The sequence below is a fragment of the Kitasatospora sp. NPDC004745 genome, assembly GCF_042873275.1.
Taxonomy (GTDB): domain Bacteria; phylum Actinomycetota; class Actinomycetes; order Streptomycetales; family Streptomycetaceae; genus Kitasatospora.
This window is the reverse complement of record NZ_JBIALK010000007.1, coordinates 171825-191993: the sequence shown is the minus strand read 5'-3', so window position 1 is coordinate 191993 and position 20169 is coordinate 171825. Positions and strand designations below refer to the sequence as shown.

The window sequence follows — 20169 nt, the reverse complement described above, 5'->3', positions numbered from 1 at the left end:
GGCGGGGTGGGGCGGTGCCCGGGGCTCGGGGCTCGGGACTCGGGACCGGCCCGGTAGGGCCGGGGCCCGGGGCGGACGACGGACGGCCCCGCTCCTGAGGAGCGGGGCCGTCGGGTCGTGCCGGGTCAGCCGGTGGTGAGCACCAGCTTGTGCTTGGTGGCCTTCTCGACCGCGTCCGGCGTGTAGGCCCAGGTCAGCAGCTTGCCCTTGAGCCAGAGGTCGGTCTGGTCGTTGTAGTTGTCGTGGAAGGCGTGGCCGGAGGCACCGCCGACGTTGACCCACCGCGAGGAGTCCAGGTCGCTCAGGTCGACCACCATCCGCATCGAGGGGATCCAGTCCACCTGGTAGCCCGCCGCGGCGTTCCAGCCGGCCGCGTCGACCGCCGCCGAGCCGCCGGAGAGCCGGTACGGGCCGCGGTTGAGCAGCCGGTGGACCACGCCGGAGGCGATCGAGGACTCGTCGGTGCCGAGGGTCTGCTCGCGCAGCGTCAGCTTGTGCAGCCGGCCCCAGCTCCAGGTGGAGACGTCCTTGCTGAGCAGTGCGGTGAGGTCCTGCCGGGCGTTCTTCATCGCCTCCTTGAGCAGGTTGTCCAGGCCCTTCTGCTCCTTGTGGTCGGAGTCGATGTACGTCCACCAGGAGCTGTCGGGCTTGTCGAGCTGCTGGCGGACCACCTCGGTCCAGCGGTCGCCGCCGTCCGGCTGGGCCTTGCCCGGGTCACGGGTGCCGCACTCGGTGACGATCTTGCTGGAGCTGTCCGGCTTGGTCGGGTCGTCCTGCTGGCGGACCAGCAGGCAGTTGCCCTTGGCCCGGAGGTCGGCCGGGAACTTCTGGCCGAAGGCGAGGGTGAGCAGCTGGCGCCAGACGCCGTTGTAGTAGGCGGCGGCGGCCGAGTCGGCGTCCTGGTGGTAGTTCCAGTCCTTGAGCAGGTCCTGGGCCTCGCGCACGTACGGGTCGTCGATCTGCTGCTTGAGCAGCAGCGGGACGAGCGTCTTGGCCATGATGCTGGTGTTGTCCAGCTGCATGGACTGCATGTCGTCCGGGGAGATCTTCCCGTTGTTCTTGAGCAGGCCCTCGATCTGGTCGGTGATCTCCTTGGCCCGGGTGCCGTACTCCCAGTCCTTGGTGAGCGAGTACTTGTAGCTCGGGTCCACCACGGCCTGGTTGGCGGTCACGATGTAGCCCGCGGCCGGGTCGAGGCTGTAGGGCAGCGCGGTGAAGGGGATCGAGCCCTTCCACTGGTACCCGGAGTCCCAGCCCGGGGCCGGGAGGGTGCCGTCGCCCTTGGCGCGGACCGGGACGTCGCCCGGGGCCTGGTAGCCGATGTGCTTGGCGTCGGCGTAGAGCAGGTTCTGCGCGGGGACGGCGAAGTCCTTGGCGGCGCCCCGGAAGTCGTCCCAGTTCCTCGCCCGGTCGAGGGCGAAGACGGCGTCCATGGTCTTGCCGGGGTTGAGCGCGGTCCACTGCAGCGCGACGCCGTAGCCGCCGGTGCCCCGGTCGGGGGCCGCGCTGCCGTTGGGCGCGTACTTGCCGACGTTCTGCTGCTCGGTGCTCTGGTCGGAGATGAGCGGGGCGCCGGTCTGGGTGGTGCGGACGGTGATGGTGCGGTCGTCCCCGCCGGCGACCTTGATGGTCTCCTTGCGCAGGTCGAACTTCACGTCCTTGCCGTCGACCTGGTAGGTGTCCGGGCCGGTCACCTTCTCCAGGTAGAGGTCGGTGACGTCGGCGCCCAGGTTGGTGAAGCCCCAGGCGACGTCCTTGTTGTGGCCGATCACCACGCCGGGCATCCCGGCGAAGGTGAAGCCGGAGACGTCGTACTGGCAGGCCGGCGAGGCGGTGCGGCAGTGCAGGCCCATCTGGTACCAGACCGAGGGCAGGCCGGGGCCGAGGTGCGGGTCGTTGGCCAGCAGCGGCTTGCCGGTGGTGGTGTGGCTGCCGGCGACGACCCAGGAGTTGGAGCCGATGCCCTGGCCGGGGCGGCCGAGCAGCTGCGGCATGCCGTCGACCCGGTCGGTGAGCCCCTGCAGCAGCGCCTTGGTGGTGGCCGCGCCCTGCGCGGTGGCAGCGGGGGCGGAGCCGGTCGGCGGGTTGCCGTCGGCGGGGCGGTAGGTGTCCCCGGAGACGGTGCCGGTCTTCACGATCGTGCCGTTGCGGGTGTACGGGTACTCGGGGTAGAGCTCGGCGATCTTGTCCGGCCCGAAGTCCTGGGCCAGCAGCGCGCGATCGATCTCCTCCTGGAGGTTCCCGGAGAGGTTCCAGGCCATCGCCTTGAGCCAGGCCACCGAGTCGACCGGGGTCCACTGCTCGGGCTTGTAGTCGCCGTTGACGGCACCGAGCAGCGCGTACTCCAGGGAGGCCTTCTCGCCCCCGGGATGCTCGGCGAGCCAGGCGTTCACGCCGTCCGCGTAGGCCTGCAGGTACTTCTTGGTCTCCGGCGACAGCTTGGTGTCGAACTCCTTCTGCGCGACCTGGCGCCAGCCCATGGTGCGGATGAAGGCGTCGGTGTCGACCTGGCCGTCGCCGAACATCTCGGAGAGCCGCCCGGCGGTGATGTGCCGGCGGACGTCCATCTCCCAGAACCGGTCCTGCGCCTGGACGTAGCCCTGGGCGCGGAAGAGGTCCTCGGAGGTGTCGGCGTAGAGCTGGGGGATGCCGTTGGCGTCCCGCTTGACGTCGACCGGCGCGCTGAGGCCCGCCACCTTGACGCTGCCGTCGACCTCGGGGAAGGACGCGCGGACCGCGGTGACCCCGCGGTAGCCGCCGTAGCCGACGCCGGCCACCAGCAGCACGACCAGCACGATCACGAACAGACGGGCGCGCCGGAACTTCTTCGAGCGGGGCATCTGGGTCCTTGCGGTCCTGACTTCGGGGCGGGCGGGCGTGTCCAGGGCCTGGGGCCGTGACAGGGCACCACATTAGGCCGAGTCGGCCGAGCACCGTGCACGGGGGACGCTCCGCACGGGATCGGAGGAGGTCAACGGGGAGTCCCGGAAGGGCTGGTGGGGGCCCGGGGAGGACAGGAAACTAAAGATATGGCAAAATGTTAGACTGCGTAACGATCCGCAAGGGGAGCATTGACGACTTCTTAACGGGCCCCCCTTCGCCAGCACGACCGACACCCCGCCCGCCCCTGCCTGCCCGAGGTGCCACTGCGTGAACATCGACCACCTGAACCAGCTGCTCCTTGAGTTCTCCGTGATCCTGCTGGTCGCAGTGGTCGCCGTGCGCATCTCCACCCGATCAGGCCTGCCCAGCCTGCTGATCTACCTCGGGATCGGCGTCGCGCTGGGCCAGAACGGCATCGGCGTCACCTTCAACAACGCCGAGCTCACCCAGGTGCTCGGCTACGCGGCGCTCGTGGTCATCCTGGCCGAGGGCGGCCTCAAGACGAGCTGGCGCGAGGTCAGACCGGTCATGCCGGCCGCCACCGCGCTCGCCACCGTCGGCGTCGGGATCAGCGTGTTCGTCACCGCGGCCGGCGCGCACTGGCTGGTCGGCCTGGACTGGCGCACCTCGATGCTGCTCGGCGCGATCGTCTCCTCCACCGACGCCGCCGCCGTCTTCTCCGTCCTGCGGATGGTCCCGCTGCCGCACCGGCTCACCGGCCTGCTGGAGGCCGAGTCCGGGTTCAACGACGCCCCCGTCGTCATCCTGGTCGTCGCCTTCGCCACCGTCGGCGAGCTGGACTCCTGGTACGTCCTGGTCGGCACGATCGTCGCCGAGCTGGCGATCGGCACCGCCGTCGGGTTCGCGGTCGGCAAGATCGGCGCGTACGGGATCAAGCACGTCGCACTGCCGTCCTCCGGCCTGTACCCGATCGCCGTGATGGCGCTCACCGTGCTCGCCTACGCCGGCGGCGCGCTGCTGCACGGCTCCGGCTTCCTCGCCGTCTACATCTGCGCGGTGATCCTCGGCAACGCCAAGCTGCCGCACGGCCCGGCCGTCCGGGGCTTCGCCGACGGACTGGCCTGGATCGGGCAGATCGGCATGTTCGTGCTGCTCGGCCTGCTCTGCACGCCCGAGACCATGGGCTCCTCGGTCGCCCCCGCGCTGGTCATCGGCGGCGTGCTGGTGTTCCTCGCCCGGCCGCTCTCGGTGGTGCTCACCATGACCCCGTTCAAGGTCCCGGGGCGGGAGCAGGCGCTGCTGAGCTGGGCCGGACTGCGCGGGGCGGTGCCCATCGTGCTGGCCACCATCCCGGTGGTGTCGGGCGCGCACCGGGCCGAGGACGTCTTCAACATCGTCTTCATCCTGGTCGTCGTCTTCACCCTGCTGCAGGGCCCGACCCTGCCCTGGGTGGCCAAGCGGCTGCGGGTCGGCGAGGGCGCCATGGGCCAGGACCTCGGCATCGAGTCCGCCCCGCTGGAGAAGCTGCACGGCCACCTGCTGTCGGTCGCGCTCTCGCCGACCTCGCGGATGTCCGGCGTGGAGATCAGCGAGCTGCGGCTGCCCAAGGGGGCGGCGGTCACCCTGGTGGTGCGGGAGGGCAACTCCTTCGTGCCGGACAAGGCGACGGTGCTGCGCGGCGGGGACGAGCTGCTGGTGGTCACCACGGACGAGGTCGGCGAGGCGGCCGAGCGGCGCCTGCGGGCCGTGGACCGGGGTGGCAAGCTCGCGGGGTGGCTGAACGGGCGGTGAGCCCGGGCGGGGTGCGGCGGCGGGGTCTCGCGGCGGAGGTCTCGCGGCGGAGGTCTCGCGGCGGGGCCGGGCCGGGTGGCGGCGGCGGGTGGCGGCGGGTTGAGGGTGGCTTTCAAGGCTTAACGCGCCGTTCACCTTCAATAGGCAGGACAGTTTTGGATTTGCCCTGTAGTATGGTGGCCAGCGCGACATCTACGCGCGTATATGTATGATGGATACACCACACCCAGCATCTGCCTGACGCAGAGTTGGCGCGACCGCTCGGCGGCCGCGGTCCGGCCCCGGCCCACACGCCGGACCGGCCCGGTATCTACCCCGGTCGACGCGCGAGAGGACGACTCTCGGCGCCGTCGGGGCCACACCATGCCCTGCCGCGCTACCAGGCAGCAGGAAGGACCGACCGTGACGGCCCGCCGAACGGTCGACAACGCCGAGGACGCCGGCGCCACCAGCGCGCCCGCCCGCGTCGGCTACGGGGCGCTGCTCCGCACGCCCGGCGCCTGGACGTTCCTGGTGCCCGCGTTCGTCGCGCGGCTGCCCTACGCGATGCTCAGCATGGGCATCCTGCTGCTCGTCAAGGACACCCACGGCTCCTACGGCACCGCCGGCACCGTGACCGCCGTCGCCGCCGTCTCGCAGGCCCTGATCGGCCCGCAGACCGGCCGCCTCGCGGACCGGTACGGACAGGCCACCGTGCTCGTCCCCACCGTCCTGGTGCACGCCCTGTCGGTCGGCGTGCTGATCGCCCTCGCGCTCGGGCACGCCCCGGCCTGGAGCCTGTTCCTGGCCGCCGTCCCGGCCGGTGCGAGCGTGCCGCAGATCGGCGCCATGGTCCGCGCCCGCTGGGTCGCCACCTTCGGCGCCGAGGGCGCGTCCGCCACCTCCGCCGCCAAGGTGAGCACCGCGTTCGCCTTCGAGTCCGTGACGGACGAGTTCACCTTCGTGGTCGGCCCGATCGTGGCAGCCAAGATCGCCACCTCGGTCAACCCCTCCGCCAGCCTGATCGCCGAGGCCGCGCTGACCCTCGTCGGCGGCCTGGTCTTCGCCACCCAGCGGCGCACCGCGCCCGCCCGGATCACGCCGCGCCCCGGCGCCCGGCGCGCCTCCGCCCTCTCCTCGCCCGGCGTCCGGCTGCTGGCCGGCGTCACCCTCGGGGTCGGCGCCGTCTTCGGCGGCATGCAGGTCTCGGTGAACGCCTTCGCCGACTCGGTCGGCCAGCACGACGCCTCCGGCACCGTGTACGGGATCTTCGCCGGCGGCTCGATGGTGGCCGGCGTGCTCTACGGCGTGATCGCCTGGCGGCACGCGGTGCAGCAGCGGATGATCGCCAGCTACGCGCTGCTGGTCCTGGGCTGCTCGACGCTGTGGGCCATGCCCAACCTGGTCGCGCTCTCCGTCGCCGGGCTGGTCTGCGGCCTGGCCATCGCACCGACCCTGATCAGCGGCTACACCCTGGTCGAGACGCTGGTCGAGGACGGCGCCAAGACCGAGGCCTTCACCTGGCTGACCGGCGCCATCGGCCTCGGCCTGGCGGTCGGCTCGATGGTGGCCGGCCAGCTGATCGACGCCAACGGGCCGTCCGCGGGCTTCCTGGTGCCGGTGATCGGCGCCGGCCTCGGCCTGGTCGCGCTGGTCGCGCTGCGACACCTGCTGGTCGCGCCCGGCGGCGCGGTCGGCGCCGGCGGTGCGGACGGGGCGACCGCGGCGGACGCGGCCCCGTCGGAGCACGCCGCGGCGCGGCAGCTGGTGGGTGCGGCCAAGGGCTGAGCCGGTACCCGCGGTCCGCGCCGGACCACCACCCCGGAACGGCGCGGGCGTTCAACCCGGCTCATCTCACACCGGAGTCGCTGGACTGATCCCGCGGAATGCCGCATCATTGACCATCGTTAGCACTCATCAGGCGAGAGTGCCAGGAGGAAGACAAGTGCCCACGTACCAGTACCAGTGCACCGAGTGCGGCAACGGCCTGGAGGCGGTGCAGAAGTTCACCGACGAGGCGCTGACCACGTGCCCCGACTGCCAGGGACGACTGCGCAAGGTCTTCTCGGCCGTGGGCGTCGTGTTCAAGGGCTCGGGCTTCTACCGCACCGACAGCCGCTCGTCCTCCAGCAGCTCGGTGGGCTCCGGCGGCTCGGCGTCGACCGGCTCGTCCTCGACGTCCTCGAACGGCTCGTCCTCGACCTCGACGTCCTCCTCGACGTCCTCCGCCTCGAGCTCCTCGAGCGCTTCGAGCCCGGCTCCGGCCGCGAGCTGATCACGGCGCCGGCCCGGCCGGCACCGTCGACGACACGGGACAGGCCCGTCACCCCCGCTCCGCGCGGGGGCGGCGGGCCTTCTCGTCGTTCCCGGGCGTCGTTCCGGGCCTCCTTCGTCGTTCCGGGCCTTTCTGGCGGTCCCAGGCCCTTCTGGTGGCCCCGGACCGGCCCGGTCGTCAATCCGGCCGGCCGTACTCACTCCTGCGGGTGTACGGATTCGTCCACAGGGGCCGGGTTGTCCACAGGCTGCGGATAACGGCTTCCCGCGGCGGCGCCGGGCGCCCATCGTGTGGGTCAGCAGAACGCGGCCGGCCCGGCAGGGGCCGGCGCCCTACGACCCCGGTGGTGCCGATGTCCTCCCCGATCCTCTCGATCCCGCTGCCCGCGCCCACCGTCCCGCCCCGGCAGGAGGTGCCCCGGTTCCCGCCGATCCGGCGCGGCGCCGGCCGGTGGCACCGCTGGCGGCACGTCGTACGGCGGCGGGCCGGGGTGCCCGCGGCGGTGCTGCTCGCCGTGGCCGCGGCACTCGCGGTCGGGCCCGCCCGGGCCGGGCTGCCGCCCCCTCCGGGCGGCGCGGTGGGCCGGACGGGTTGTCAATCCGGAGCACTGGAAGATCACCCGTAACCGGGCGACGACTTCGTCGTTCACGGCGGCATGAAAGGCTTCAAGGAATTCCTGCTGCGCGGGAACGTCGTCGAACTCGCCGTCGCCGTCGTCATCGGCGCGGCCTTCACCAACATCGTCAACGCCTTCGTCAAGGGCGTGATCAACCCGATCGTCGGCGTGTTCGGGGCCAAGGACCTGGCGTCCTACAGCTCCTGCCTCAAGGGCCCCTGCGAGGTGAGCCCCACCGGCGAGGTCGTGTCCGGGATCTTCATCCTGTGGGGATCGGTGCTCAGCGCCGTCCTGCAGTTCATGATCACCGCGGCCGTCGTCTACTTCTGCCTGATCGTCCCCATGAACCGGTTCACCGCGCGGCGCAAGACCCTCGCCGAGTCCACCGCGGAGGCCGAGGCCAAGGAGGTGCTGCTGCTCACCGAGATCCGCGACGCGCTGGTCACCGCCCGGAGCTGACGGGCCGCACCACCCGCCCGGCCCCCGTCCGCGCCACGTCCGTTCCCGTCCCGTCCGTTCCCGTCCCCTTCGGCGCCGCTCGGCGCCGTTCAGTCCCCGTGGTGCGGCGGGCGCTGGTTCAGGTACCAGTCCAGCCCCCGCCCACCGCTCTCCCCCGCCCCGGGGCGGTCGCCCCAGCCGGCGTCGGTGTCGTCGCTCGACTGCTGGTCCAGCGGGTCACGGAAGACCAGCCGGGCCTTGGCCGCGGCCGGCTGCTCCTCGCGCTTCCGCTGGCCCCGGTCCTGCTCCTGCTCCTGCTCCTGCTCTTCCACCCTGCTCACTCCGCTGCTCGCCCGGATCGTTCCGCCCTCAAGCCTAGGCTCCGCGAACCGCGGGCCCCGGTGCGGAGTTCTCCGCACCGGGGCCCGGGAGGCCGGTCCGGTCGCGTGCCACGGCCGGGCGGCTCGCTCGGACCGGTGGGCCGGGTCGGTCGGCCAAGCCGCTCGGTCAGGCCGCTCGGTCAGGCCGCTTCGAAGCCCGCGTGGTCCGCGATCTTCTTCAGCTCGGCCAGCGCGTGCTTCTCGATCTGGCGGATCCGCTCGCGGGTGAGGCCGTGCTGCTTGCCCACCTCGGTGAGGGTGCGCTCGCGGCCGTCCTCCATCCCGTAGCGGGAGCGGATGATCGAGGCCGTGCGGTCGTCCAGCCGCCCGATCAGGTCGTCCAGCTCCTCGCGGCGCAGCATGACCATCACGGCGTCCTCGGGGGACGTCGCCCCGGTGTCCTCGACCAGGTCGCCGAACTGGGTCTCGCCCTCGTCGTCGACCGACATGTTGAGGCTGACCGGGTCACGGGCCCAGTCGAGCACGTCCTTGATCCGGGCCTCGGTGGTGTCCAGCTCGGCCGCGATCTCCGCCGGGTCGGCCTCGCGGCCCAGCTCCTTGGACTTCTCGCGCTGCACCCGGCGGATCCGCCCGAGCTCCTCGACCAGGTGCACGGGCAGCCGGATGGTGCGGGACTGGTCGGCGATCGAGCGGGTGATCGCCTGCCGGATCCACCAGGTGGCATAGGTGGAGAACTTGAAACCCTTGGCGTAGTCGAACTTCTCGACGGCGCGCACCAGGCCGGCGTTGCCCTCCTGGATGAGGTCCAGCAGCGGCAGGCCGCTGCGCGGGTACCGGCGGGCGACCGCCACGACGAGTCGGAGGTTGGAGCGGATGAAGACGTCCTTGGCGCGCTCCGCGTCCTCGGCTATCACCTCCAGCTCCTCGCGCGAGACGCCGTCGGGCAACCCGCCCTCGTCCAGCAGGTGCTGGGCGTACACGCCGGCCTCGATCCGCAGCGAGAGCTCGACCTCCTCGGCGGCATCGAGCAGGGGCGTCCTGGCGATCTCGTCGAGGTACATGCCAACCAGGTCACGGTCGGCCTCGAGGTTGGTCGGGCGGGCCGCGCGAGTCCGGTCGGCCCTGTCGCGAACGACGGCACGGGTGGCCATGCTTGCTCCCTTTGCTGGAATTGCCGAGCTCTGCCTGCCTGCCCCGAGAGGGCAAGAAGTGCGGGCCCCGCGGGGCTCACACGTAACGATCCAACGAACAGATTCCGGACAACATTCCCAAGTCACTCAGATTCTTCCGCGCCATGCAGTATCCTGCCGGTTTTCACCCCGGTTCTGGACGCTGGGTGACCGGCCGGGCACCTCCGGTGCCGATTCTCCGACCGCTTCCGAGCGGGTCGCTCACGCCCCGTGCACACGACCACCGCCCTACAGGGTGAACCGGCGGACGGGCACGGTCGTTCCCCGCGCCCCCGGCGATCACCCGCGCTCACACCCCGGCGCACGCAGGTTCTCCGCACAAACGATGCCGAATCGCTATCACTCCACGTCCCGATCGACCCGGGACACTGGGAAGGTGTCAGCCATGCACCTGACCAACAGCGCGACCTCAGTCACTGCGCGTCACCGCCGCCTGCTGCGGGACTCGGCGCTCGCAGTGGGCTGCGCCGCGCTGTTCGGCCTGCTGACCGTCCTGGTGACCGGGCACTGGCACCCCCTTGAACAGCTCGATCAGAGCTGGATCGACGAACTGCACGTCTTCGCCAGGGAGCACCGGATCTGGACCGCCTCGGTGCAGACGCTCTCCGACATCGGCGGCACGATCACGATGCGTGCCCTCCTGGGGATCGCGGCCGCCTGGCTCTGGCTGATCGGCGCCCGGGTGCTGGCCGGCTGGGTGGCCGCCCAGACCCTGGTCGGCTGGGGCGCCCTGTGGGCACTGAAGCTGGCCGTCGACCGCAGACGGCCGTCCTTCGGGGACCCGGTCTCGCACGCCGGCGGCCCGGCCTTCCCCTCCGGGCACGCCATGGCCTCGGCGATCACCTGCGCGGTGCTGGTCGGCCTGGTCTGGTACCGGGTCCACCGCCGGGGCCGGACCGCCGCCTGCACGGTGGCCGCGGTCAGCGTGCTGACCATCGGGTGGACGAGGATCGCCCTCGGAGTGCACTGGCCGAGCGACGTGGTCGCCGGCTGGCTGGCCGCCGGGATCGTGCTGGGCGCCGTGACCGCCCTCGTCGAACTGTGGCGCCCGGGCGCGCTGGCCCGGGACGTCCGGCGGGTCAACTGGCGCACCAGGCCCCGGGTCCAGCGGATCATCGTGCCGTCCGTCCGACCGCCGCGCGGAGCCGAACCGCAGGGCGACCCGGCGGACCACCCCGACGAGGCCGTCCGCTGACGCACCCGCCCGGGCGGAGCCGCTGACGCCCGGCCGCTGAGCACACGTCACGGTGTGCGGGTGGTGGTGCCGCTGCCCCGGCGTCACCCGCGCACGCCGGCCGCCCACCGCCCGCCACCGATCCCCCACCGGGCCACCGGCCCGCCCCCTCGCCGGCCCACCCCCTCGCCGGCCCACCCCGCCACCACCGCGCCGACCCGCCGGCACACACGGGCACCTGCGTCCGGAATACGAACGCCACCGTCCGCTAGCGTGACGGTCATGAACGCCGCGCCCGCCGCCCCCGCCAGCCACCCCACCGAGTGCGGGTACCCGGAGCGGCCGCTGCGGATCGCCACCGTCCAGGCCCGGGCCGTGGCCGGCGACATCGCCGCCAACGCCGCCCAGGCGGCCGAGTTGATCCGCGAGGCCGCCCGGGCCGGCGCCCGCCTGGTGCTGTTCGCCGAGAAGTTCCTCGCCGGCTACGAGATCGGGCTGATCACCTCGGACCCGCTCACCCACGCCGTCCAGCCCGCCGACCCGCGGCTCGCGCCGGTCGCCGACGCCTGCCGCGCGACGGGCACCGCCGCGATCGTCGGCGCCGCCGTGCAGGACGGTGCCGACCTGCGCATCTCCGCCCTCGTCATCGGCCCGGACGGCGGCTTCGTCACCCGCTACGACAAGCAGTTCCTGTTCAAGGCCGAGCGCGACCACTTCCGCCCCGGGACGACCGGCTGCACGCTGGAGCTGGACGGCTGGCGGCTCGGCCTCGGCGTCTGCTACGACTCGGGCTTCCCCGAGGACGCCCGCGCCGCGGCCCTGGACGGCTGCCACGCCTACCTGGTGGGCGCCCTGTTCAGCGTGGGCCACGGCCACCACGAGTCCCGCACCTGGTTCCCCGCCCGCGCGCTCGACAACACGCTCTACACCGTGCTCGCCAACCACATCGGCCACACCGGCGGTTGGCACACCTGCGGCGGCAGCGCGGTCTGGGCGCCGGACGGCCGACTGCTCGCCGAGGCGGGCGAGGACGGCCGCGAACTCGTCGTCGTCGACCTCGACCCGGTGGTGCTGCGGACCGTCCGGGAGACCGAGACGCTGCTGGCCGACCTCGCCCTGGCCGGCGGACGCCCCGCCGCAGCGCGCCACCGCTTCACCCTGGCCTGAACCGTCCGCCGGACCGGACCGGCACGGCTGGGGCACGACTGGGGCACGGCACGACGGGGGCACGGAACGGCGAAGGCCCAGGTCCGAGGGGATTCACCCTCCGGCCTGGGCCTCTTCTGCGTCCTGCGTCGTGCCCCAGACAGGAATCGAACCTGCGACACCGGCTTTAGGAGAGCCGTGCTCTATCCCCTGAGCTACTGAGGCGGGATCCGCCGGGGAGCGGCTGCGTCCCGTTGGCGGATCCTTGGCGGCCGGCCCGAGGGCAAGCCGTCACGGGGCCAGTGTAGCGGGTCGGGCGACGGCCGGGCGGCGGGTACGTGATCTTGCGCTCGGCGGTCCGGGCGTGCCACCGGCCGCCGCGGTCTGCGGTCGTACCCGACGGGCCACCGCGGGGCGGGTCAGCCCCGGGAGACGACCATCTGGGCCCCGCCGTCCGGCATGCCGGCGATGGAGACCTTCTGCCCGGCGAAGGCGGTGTTCCACCAGCCCTGCCAAGTGCCGGAGGCGTAGCGGGCGTTGTGGTAGACCTTGCCGTCGTTGCCGACCGCGATCAGCTGGGTGTCACCGCTCGGCATGCCGCTGATCGCGAAGCTGGAGGCCTGGAAGCCCGCCGCGCCGCCGAAGCCGTCCACGGCGCCCCAGCCCTGCCAGGAGCCGCTCGCGAGGCGGATGTTGTGGTAGAGCTTGCCGTCGCTGCCGGAGGCCAGCAGCTGCGCGTCACCGTTGGGCAGGCCGGCTATCGCGACGTCCTTCGCCTGGAAGGTGTCCGCTCCGAAGCCGGCGACGGCGTTCCAGCCCTGCCAGGAGCCGCTCACGGAACGGACGTTGTGGTAGACGTTGCCGTCGTAGCCGACGATCAGCACCTGCATGCTGCCGTCCGGCAGGCTGGCGGCCGCGATCTTCTGGGCGCCCCAGTCGCCGACCTGCGCCCAGCCCTGCCAGCTGCCGGAGGCGTAGCGGGCGTTGTGGTAGATCTTCCCGTCCTTGCCGATGGCCATCAGCTGGCTGTCGCCGTTCGACATGCCGACGATCGCCTCGCCCTGGGCGGCGAACCGCGCGGCGCCCGCGTAGCCGTCCACCGGCGCCCAGCCCGTCCAGGAGCCGTTCGTGTAGCGGGCGGTGTGGTACAGGTTCCCGTCCGCGCCGGTGGCCAGCGTCTGGGTCGACCCGTCCGGCGTGGCCGCGATGGCGTCCTGGGTGCCGTTGAAGAAGGCGGCGCCGCCGTAGCCGTTCAGCGGGCTGAAGGACGTCCAGTTGCCGTCCGCGAGGCGGGTCGCGTGGTACAGGTCGCCGGCCTTGCTGACGGGGGTGGTCGGCCCCGGGTACGGGTCGGCGTGGTCGCTGCCCAGGCCCGCGTTGCAGCTCGGCCAGGCGCCGGTGCCCTGGCCGGCCAGGATCCGCTCCGCCGTCATGATCTGCTGCTGCTTGGTGGCCTGGTGCGGCAGCGGTGCGTACTGGGTTCCGCCGAAGGCCTCCCAGGTGCTCTTGGTGATCTGCAGACCGCCGTAGAACTGCCAACCGGCCTTGTAGTAGCTCCAGTTTCCGCTGCTCTCGCACTGTGCGACGCGGTCCCAGGTGGCCACCGAGGCGGCCTGGGCGGAGCCGGTGGCGACCGTGGAGAGGGTCAGGGCGGCCAGCGCGGTGAGGGTGAGCGCGGCTGCGCGGCGGCGGGGTGCGCGGGACATCGGGTCCTCTTTCTCGGAGGGGGACGGCTCGCGCGGGACGGAGCCGGGGGCGGGCGGAGCGGCGGGGCCTGAGCGGCGGCGTCGCGCGGCGGGGCGTGAGCGGCGGCGAGCGGCGCGACGGTGAGCGTGGGCGGCGGGGTGCCGGCCCACCGCGGGTGAGCGGCGGCGGTGGGCCGGCGGGTGGGTCCGGCGGGCGGGACGGTCAGTTGTAGGTGCCGCCGATGGAGACGGCGTAGTGGTTGCCGCTGACGCCGTTCAGCTGGATCGGGGCCGCCGGGTCCCAGCTGCCGGCACCGTCCCGGATGGTGTGCATGATCCGGTCGTCGTTGGTGATGAAGACGGCCTGGAACTCTCCGTCGACGTTGGCGGCGCTGACCCGGTTGGCGGTGAACGAGCCGATCACAGGGGCGAGCTCGGCGAACTGCTGCCAGCTGCCGTTGCCGTAGCGGACGCCGTGGAACTGCCGGCCGTCGTTGGTCACCACGACGATCTGCGCGTCGGCACCGGTGCCGGCGACGGCGACGTCCTGGGCGGGGCCGATGTTCCCGGCGGCGTCGTAGGCGTTGCCCCAGCCCGACCAGTTCCCGTCGACGGCGCGCACGGTGTGGAGGACGGTGCCGTCCGAGACGGCCACGACCTGGAGTACGCCGTTGACGCTCGCCGCCGAGGCGCTGGTCACGGGGCCGCCCGCCGGGGTGATGTCGCCGAAGTGCATCCAGGTGCCGTTGGCGAGGCGCGCGGTGTGGAAGAGCCTGCCGTTGGCGACCGCGAGGACGTGCAGGTCGCCGCCGATCGAGACCGCCGAGACCTTGGTGACGCTGCCGAGCTGGTTGGTCTGCGGGCCGATGTCGCTGAAGCGGTCCCAGGAGCCGCCGGAGTGGCGGATGGTGTGGTAGATGTTCCCGTCGCCGCCGACGGCGAGCACGTGGGTGTCCCCGTTGATGCCGGCGTCCGCGATGGACTGGACGCCGCCGATGTCGCCGGCCGCGCTCTCGACGTTGCCGAAGCCGGTCCACGTGCCGTTGGAGGAGCGGGTGCTGTGGAAGACGTTGCCGCCGCCGTTCACCACCACCTGGGCGCCCCAGCCCACGGCGTTCTGCTTGGGCGGCAGCGGGGCGCTGTCGACGGTGTTGTCGTAGCGGTACGGCATGTACCCGCCGGAGATCAGGTAGCTGCGCGAGTAGGTGGTCTTGCGCGCGGTCAGCCCGGGCTTCGGCTCCTCGTAGATGACGGCGGTGTTGTGGCTGCCGTCGGTCCAGCCGGCGAACAGCACGACGTGCGTGCTGATGTTGTCGATCATGTCGCCGGGCTTCAGGTCGTCGAGGCTCCCGAGCTTGGTGGACACGTCGTCGAGGGTGGAGGTGACCCGGCTGGATCCGAGGTGCCACGCCATCGAGACGAATCCGGAGCAGTCCTGCCGGTAGGAGCCGTTGCTGTCGCTGTGCCACAGGCTCTGGCTGTACGGCACGCCCTGGTCGACCCAGTTCTGGGCGCGGGCGATGATCTCGTCCCGGCTGATCGCGCCGTTGACCGAGGAGCTGCCCACGGCGTGCGCCTGGGTGGTCAGCGAGACGGTCGAGACGGCCGCGCCGAGGGCGAGGGCACCGGCCATGGCGACGTTGGCGAGCTTGGTGCGGTTCACGGGCATGACGGATCTCCAGAGGGAGCGGGGGGAGGCTGGTGACTGGGCCCGGCCGCGGTGGCGGTGGGGCCCGACGACGGAGGGCGACCGTGCGCGCGGCTTGCGGCGTGCGGTGCGCTGTGTGCGGGGCGTCCGGTCGGCCGGCCTGCGGGAACGGCCGACCGGTGACGCCGCGGAGCGGCGGTGCCGGGACTTCGGGGCGCGGCGGTGCCGGGAGACCGGCGTGCGGCGCCCGGGTGCGGACCCGGGGGACGGCTGCCCTGCAGGAGCAGCCGGTCGGGTCGGGTCCGGACGGGTTCCGGGGGTCCGGGGCTTCCGGATCGTGCGGCGAGGCGGTGCGGCGGGGTGGTGCGGCCCTACGGCCTGCCGGCCGTCACGGCCCCTCGGGTCCTCCGGGGGCCCGGGGCTCCTGGGTCCTCGCGGACCGTCAGCCCCAGATCATGTCGCCGGCGACCACGGCGGTGGTCGGCGGGGCGGTCGCGGCCTGGGCGGCGACGGCGGTGCCGAGGGCGACGACGGTGAGGGTGGCGACCGCGGCGGCCTTGGCGATGACGGTGCGGAGCATGACGGTGTCCTCTTCTACGGGTGCGACGGCTGGGTGGGTCCGGTGGTCGCGTCCCGCGGTGACGGTTCCTCCGGCGCCGTCCGGAGCGGTGCTCCCTGGCGGCGATCACTAGCTTCGTCGCAGCTCAGCGGTGGTGGAAGGGAATCCGGCTGGCCGGAAACGTCCCTGGACCGTTCCGGCCAGGGGTGCCCTGGAGTCGCCCTGCGCGTCCCGAGCGCGTCCGGTGCGCGCGCGGTCCGTGACGGCCCGGTCACCGGGCCGGCGCCGGCGCGGCCGTGAGCGCGGGTGCCGACGGGGCGTCAGGGCGGGTCAAGTAGCCTGCGGGAAAGTGTTCGATCCGCCGGCCCGCCGTACGAAGGAGACGAAGGACCCGATGAGACCTGCTGGGCGCCCGGTGGTCCGACTGCTGGGGCAGGTGTGGCTGTGGCCCGCGGTGGTCATGCTGGCGGTGGGCGGGTACCGGCTGGGGACGCCGGATCTGTGGCGGGACGAGATGGCGACCTGGACGGTGGCCACCCGGTCGCTGGGCGACCTGCTGCGGCTGCTCCAGCACATAGACGCCAGCAACGGCGCCTACTACCTGGTGATGCACGTCTGGACGGCGGTGTTCGGCGACTCGACGGTGGCGCTGCGGATGCCGTCCGTGCTGGCCATGGCCGGGGCGGCCGCGTTCGTGGCGCTGACCGCCGAGCGGATGTTCGGCAACCGGGTGGCGGCCGTCGGCGCGGGGCTGCTCTTCACGGTGCCGCCGGAGGTCTCCCGGTACGCGCAGGAGGCCCGCGCCTACGCACTGGTGACCTGCGCGATCGCGGCGGCCACCTGGTTCCTGCTGCGGGCCCTGGAGCAGCCGACCTGGCGCCGCTGGGCGCCGTACTGCGTGGCGATGGCGCTGGCCGGAGCCGGCCACCTGATCTCGTTCAGCACGGTGGCCGGCCAGGCCGCGCTGGTGCTGCTGCACCTGTGGCGCACCCGCGGGTCGGTGGACCGGCGGCTGCTGTGGCGGTACCCGCTGGCGGTGCTGGTGGCCGCCCTGCCGGTGCTGCCGGTGGTGCTGCTGGGCAGCCGGCAGTCGGACAGGCAGTTGGGCTGGATCGAGAAGCCGTCGGCGGGCGGCCTGCTGCACTTCGGCGAGCACCTGTTCGGCTCGCACCTGGTGTTCTACGCATTCGCGGTGCTGGCGCTGCCCGCGCTGCTGCTGCCCGGCCGGCGGGTGCAGGCCTGGCAGGCGCTGCTGCTCGCGGAGCTGCCGGTGGTGGGCGTGTGGGTGGTGTCGCAGGGCGACACCTCGTACTTCATCGAGCGGTACCTGCTCTTCACGATGCCGGCCTGGGCGGTGCTGGCCGGTGGCGGGGTCGGCGCGGCGTACGGCTTCGCGACGGGCCTGGCCGGGCGCTTGCGCCTCCGCTCGGGGGCCCGGGTGGCTGCGGGGGCGCTGGCCGTGGGGATGCTGGCCGTCCCGGCCGCGGCGGCGCTGCCGAAACAGCCCGCGGTGCGCTACGTGGGCTCGCACAACGGCTCGGAGGAGCCGTTCCGGGCGGCCGCCGCGGTGATCGCGGCCGGCTACCGCGCCGGGGACGGCATGGCGGCCCCGCTGGGCGACCAGTCCTGGGCGATGGTCTGGCCGGGGGTGAGCTACTACCTCCCGTCGGACGTCCACCCGTACCCGGTGTTCGTCGCGCAGAGCGCCGACGACGCGGAGGACCTGTCGCCCGCGGTCTGCGACCTGCCGGCCTCCTGCCTGGGGCAGGGCGCGCGGATCTGGCTGCTGGTGCTCGGCGACACCCGGGACCCGCTCACGGCCGTCCCGGACGACGAGGCGCAGGCGCTGCGGGCCCGGTACGGCACACCGGACCAGGTGACGCCGGTCGGCGGGTTCACCGTCGCGCTGCTCGACCGCGACAGCTAGGGCGTGCGCCACGCCGGGACGTCCGGCGCGACGGGCCGCGGCCGTGTGGAGACGCCCGAGGGGGAGCCGGACCGACCGGCTCCCCCTCGGGCGTCTCGTGGGCCCCGGACCGCCGCGCGGGGCGCGGCCCGGAGCGGGCGGCTCAGAGCACGCGGACGAGCCTGGACTGGATGGACGGCGGGTTGAGGTCCGTCTGGAGGGCCACCGGGACCTCCACCCGGTCGTCGCCCGCGCCGACCCGCAGCGTGCCGACCTGCTGGCCGGCCTTGGCGGTGTGGCCGACCTTGCCGGTGTCCAGGGTGACCGTGCCGGTGACGCCGGGGAAGCCGGCCACCACGAGGTCCTTGGTCGCCACGACCGGGACCTTGCCGCCGAGGCCGTCGTCCACCGTGCCGACGACGTCGCCCTTCTTCACCACGGTCTGGCCGGTCAGCCCGGTCTGCGCGGCCTGGATCTGCTTGCCGCTGACCTTCAGCACGGTGGGCAGGATGCCGTCGCCCGGAGCCGCGGAGGTGGCCGGCTGGCCGAGGGTGACGCCGAGGATCAGTCGCTTCACCCCGCCGACCTCCTTGTAGGCGGCCCACATCAGGCAGCCGCCGGCCGGGGTGCTGGACCCGGTCTTCACGCCGATGACGCCGGTCTTCGGGTTGATCAGGTTGTTGGTGTTGTTGATCTTCTGGTTGCCGAAGGTGGTGTCCGGGGTGGACACGATCTGCCGGAAGATCTCGTCCTGCATGACCTGCTCGGCCAGCTTCAGCTGGTCCTTGGCGGTGGACTTGGTGTCCGCGTTGTAGCCCGCCGGGTCGGCGTAGGTGGTGTTGCCCATCCCGAACTTGGCCGCGGTGTCGTTCATCAGCTTGACGAACGCCTCCTCGGAGCCTGAGTGGAAGCGGGCGAGCAGCCGGGCCACGTTGTTGGCAGACGGCAGCATCAGCAGCTCCAGGGCCTGGTACTCGGTCAGCACCTGGCCCTCGGTCAGCGGCACCCGCGACTCGTCGAGGTTGCCGGACTCCTGCGCGGCCTGCTTGTCGACGGTGATCTTCGGGCCGCTCTCGCCCTTCTTCAGCGGGAACTTCTGCAGGACCAGGTAGGCGTTCATCACCTTGGTGACGCTGGCGATCGACGCCGGCGTCTCCTGACCGGAGCTGCCGAGGCTGCCGACGCCGACCACCTCGGCCGCGGACTGGCCCTTGGCGGGCCAGGCGAGGTCGAGCGGGTCGCCGGAGAAGCCGTAGCTGCCCGCGACGCTCATCCGGACCTTGGCGTCCGGCAGCGGGCGCAGCAGCTGGGCCACCACGACCGCGCCGAGCACGACGGCCAGGAAGACCGTCCAGATGGTCACCCGCTTGAGCGCGCGGCGCAGCGGCGAGACCGGGCGCGCGTTGAGGGTGGCCAGCACGTCCATCGCCTCGGCGGTGTTCTCCGGCGAGGGCAGCGGCTCCGGGGCGGGCAGCGGCTCGGGCCCCGGCAGCGGCGGGACGGGCGGCACCGGCTGCGGGTCGGGCCGGGGCAGCGGGCTCGGCGCCGGGGCGGGCCGGGGCGCGGGAGCGGGGGCCGGCTTCGGCAGCGGCTCCGGGGCCGGCTCGGGTTCCGGCAGGGGCTTGGGCGCCGGGTGCGGCTCGGGCTCCGGTTCGGGGACGGGGGCCGGCTCGGGCAGCGGGCCGGGCGCCGGGGGCTCGGGCACGGTGCCGGCCGAGGAGCCCGCGGCGCGCAGCGGCACGGGCTTCTCCGGCTCCTCGGCCCGGGCGGGCTTGGCGGGCTCGGCGGGCTTGGCGAGCCGCACCGGCCGGGCGGGCACCGCGCTCGGGGCGGGTCCGGCGGCCCGGTCGGCTTCGGGGGCCCCGGCGGCTTCGGTCGCCGCGGCGGCCCCGTCGGTCTCGGCCTTCGGATCGGCCGCGTCGGCCCCGTCGGCCTCGGCCGCCGTCGGCTCCGCGGCCCGGGTGGCCCCGGCGGGCGCGCCGGGATTCGGCGTGTCGCCCTCCGCTCCGGCCTCCGCCGCGGACTCCGCGACCGGCTCCGCCGGCTTCGAAGCCGCCTTCGCGGGCTTCGTCGCGCCCGTCCGGATGGCGAGACGCGGGTCGGCGCCGGCCGGGCGCCCGGCCTTCTCCTCCGTGACGCCGTCGGCCGACGCGTCGTCGGTCTCCCCGGCCCCGTCTCCGGAACTCCCGTCGTCCGAGGGCTCGGCCGGCTCCGGGGGCAGCCGCAGCGCGGTGGTCGCGTTGTCCACCGGGAGCCGCAGCATCGTGGTCCTGCTGTCCACATCCCGGACACGGAGCTGTACGGTCGAGCCGCGCTTGGCCCCCGCCCCGGGCGTGTCACCCGCCGCGGGGGCGGCCTCCCGGTCGGTGCTGCCGTCCGGGTCCGCACCGGTGCCGGCGGCCGCCCCGGCCCCCTCGCGTTCGCGCTCCTGCGCCCGCTCGCCGTCCCTCAGCACCCTGTCGGGGGACTCGCCCACGTATCCCAGCCTCCTCAACGCCCGGCGGGGCACCGGCAGACCCGATTTCGGGAAGCCGACGCCCCGCCCCGTGTACCTGTACAGTCTCCGCCACCGGCGGC

The 20169-nt window shown here is 73.3% G+C and carries 14 protein-coding genes and 1 tRNA gene; 7 read left to right on the top strand and 8 right to left on the bottom strand.

Annotation, left to right across the window (positions count from 1 at the left end; genetic code table 11):
• Positions 1-125 precede the first annotated feature (125 nt).
• Entirely contained in the window at positions 126-2840 is a 2715-nt protein-coding gene (locus ACFYUY_RS15670; RefSeq protein ID WP_360213569.1) for a penicillin acylase family protein, read from the bottom strand.
• A 310-nt stretch (positions 2841-3150) separates the two neighbouring features.
• On the opposite strand from ACFYUY_RS15670, the gene ACFYUY_RS15665 reads away from it, so the two are divergent.
• The 4 genes from ACFYUY_RS15665 (at position 3151) to mscL (ending at position 7964) form a co-directional block, all read left to right on the top strand.
• On the top strand, positions 3151-4635 hold the full coding sequence (locus tag ACFYUY_RS15665; protein ID WP_387900951.1) for a potassium/proton antiporter: 1485 nt from the start codon (positions 3151-3153) through the stop codon (positions 4633-4635).
• A gap of 402 nt (positions 4636-5037) precedes the next feature.
• Positions 5038-6402, top strand: a complete 1365-nt coding sequence (locus tag ACFYUY_RS15660) for an MFS transporter (protein WP_387900948.1) — start codon at positions 5038-5040, stop codon at positions 6400-6402.
• A gap of 157 nt (positions 6403-6559) precedes the next feature.
• Positions 6560-6889 (top strand): FmdB family zinc ribbon protein, encoded by a 330-nt coding sequence (locus ACFYUY_RS15655; RefSeq protein ID WP_360213563.1) that lies wholly within the window; start codon positions 6560-6562, stop codon positions 6887-6889.
• A 655-nt stretch (positions 6890-7544) separates the two neighbouring features.
• Positions 7545-7964, top strand: a complete 420-nt coding sequence (mscL, locus tag ACFYUY_RS15650; protein ID WP_360213559.1) for a large conductance mechanosensitive channel protein MscL — start codon at positions 7545-7547, stop codon at positions 7962-7964.
• 89 nt (positions 7965-8053) lie between these two features.
• On the opposite strand, the gene ACFYUY_RS15645 is transcribed toward mscL, so the two are convergent.
• Positions 8054-8275, bottom strand: coding sequence for a hypothetical protein (locus tag ACFYUY_RS15645; protein WP_360213557.1), 222 nt, complete (start codon positions 8273-8275; stop codon positions 8054-8056).
• 188 nt (positions 8276-8463) lie between these two features.
• On the bottom strand, positions 8464-9435 hold the full coding sequence (locus ACFYUY_RS15640) for a sigma-70 family RNA polymerase sigma factor (RefSeq protein WP_360213555.1): 972 nt from the start codon (positions 9433-9435) through the stop codon (positions 8464-8466).
• 424 nt (positions 9436-9859) lie between these two features.
• Here ACFYUY_RS15640 and ACFYUY_RS15635 point away from each other — a divergent pair, with 424 nt between their 5' ends.
• Both ACFYUY_RS15635 and ACFYUY_RS15630 read left to right on the top strand, forming a co-directional pair.
• The gene (locus ACFYUY_RS15635) at positions 9860-10669 is read left to right on the top strand and encodes a phosphatase PAP2 family protein (RefSeq protein WP_387900944.1); all 810 of its coding nucleotides are present in this window, start codon (positions 9860-9862) and stop codon (positions 10667-10669) included.
• A 261-nt stretch (positions 10670-10930) separates the two neighbouring features.
• Positions 10931-11815 carry a carbon-nitrogen hydrolase family protein gene (locus ACFYUY_RS15630; protein WP_387900941.1) on the top strand — a complete coding sequence of 295 codons (885 nt, stop codon included), beginning with the start codon at positions 10931-10933 and terminating at the stop codon, positions 11813-11815.
• Between the two features lie 131 nt (positions 11816-11946).
• Here the strand turns inward: ACFYUY_RS15630 and ACFYUY_RS15625 are convergent.
• The 4 genes from ACFYUY_RS15625 to ACFYUY_RS15610 form a co-directional block, all read right to left on the bottom strand.
• Positions 11947-12019: transfer RNA gene (locus ACFYUY_RS15625), tRNA-Arg, on the bottom strand.
• 194 nt (positions 12020-12213) lie between these two features.
• On the bottom strand, positions 12214-13500 hold the full coding sequence (locus ACFYUY_RS15620; RefSeq protein WP_387900938.1) for a transglycosylase family protein: 1287 nt from the start codon (positions 13498-13500) through the stop codon (positions 12214-12216).
• A gap of 202 nt (positions 13501-13702) precedes the next feature.
• Complete coding sequence (locus tag ACFYUY_RS15615) at positions 13703-15148, bottom strand: hypothetical protein (protein WP_360213547.1); 1446 nt, start codon at positions 15146-15148, stop codon at positions 13703-13705.
• A 421-nt stretch (positions 15149-15569) separates the two neighbouring features.
• The gene (locus tag ACFYUY_RS15610; RefSeq protein WP_360213545.1) at positions 15570-15707 is read right to left on the bottom strand and encodes a hypothetical protein; all 138 of its coding nucleotides are present in this window, start codon (positions 15705-15707) and stop codon (positions 15570-15572) included.
• A gap of 373 nt (positions 15708-16080) precedes the next feature.
• Between ACFYUY_RS15610 and ACFYUY_RS15605 the strand changes: the two genes are divergently transcribed.
• Positions 16081-17613 carry a glycosyltransferase family 39 protein gene (locus tag ACFYUY_RS15605; protein WP_387900935.1) on the top strand — a complete coding sequence of 511 codons (1533 nt, stop codon included), beginning with the start codon at positions 16081-16083 and terminating at the stop codon, positions 17611-17613.
• Positions 17614-17755: 142 nt separating this feature from the next.
• On the opposite strand, the gene ACFYUY_RS15600 is transcribed toward ACFYUY_RS15605, so the two are convergent.
• Complete coding sequence (locus tag ACFYUY_RS15600) at positions 17756-20068, bottom strand: serine hydrolase (protein ID WP_387900932.1); 2313 nt, start codon at positions 20066-20068, stop codon at positions 17756-17758.
• Between the last annotated feature and the right edge of the window lie 101 nt (positions 20069-20169).

What these genes read in the sequence shown, in the direction of transcription:
- ACFYUY_RS15635 (WP_387900944.1), top strand. Translation starts at nt 9,860, where the DNA reads ATGCACCTGACCAACAGCGCGACCTCAGTCACTGCGCGTCACCGCCGC.
- ACFYUY_RS15640 (WP_360213555.1), bottom strand. Translation starts at nt 9,435, where the DNA reads ATGGCCACCCGTGCCGTCGTTCGCGACAGGGCCGACCGGACTCGCGCG.
- mscL (WP_360213559.1), top strand. Translation starts at nt 7,545, where the DNA reads ATGAAAGGCTTCAAGGAATTCCTGCTGCGCGGGAACGTCGTCGAACTC.
- ACFYUY_RS15605 (WP_387900935.1), top strand. Translation starts at nt 16,081, where the DNA reads ATGAGACCTGCTGGGCGCCCGGTGGTCCGACTGCTGGGGCAGGTGTGG.
- ACFYUY_RS15630 (WP_387900941.1), top strand. Translation starts at nt 10,931, where the DNA reads ATGAACGCCGCGCCCGCCGCCCCCGCCAGCCACCCCACCGAGTGCGGG.
- ACFYUY_RS15615 (WP_360213547.1), bottom strand. Translation starts at nt 15,148, where the DNA reads ATGCCCGTGAACCGCACCAAGCTCGCCAACGTCGCCATGGCCGGTGCC.
- ACFYUY_RS15610 (WP_360213545.1), bottom strand. Translation starts at nt 15,707, where the DNA reads ATGCTCCGCACCGTCATCGCCAAGGCCGCCGCGGTCGCCACCCTCACC.
- ACFYUY_RS15620 (WP_387900938.1), bottom strand. Translation starts at nt 13,500, where the DNA reads ATGTCCCGCGCACCCCGCCGCCGCGCAGCCGCGCTCACCCTCACCGCG.
- ACFYUY_RS15670 (WP_360213569.1), bottom strand. Translation starts at nt 2,840, where the DNA reads ATGCCCCGCTCGAAGAAGTTCCGGCGCGCCCGTCTGTTCGTGATCGTG.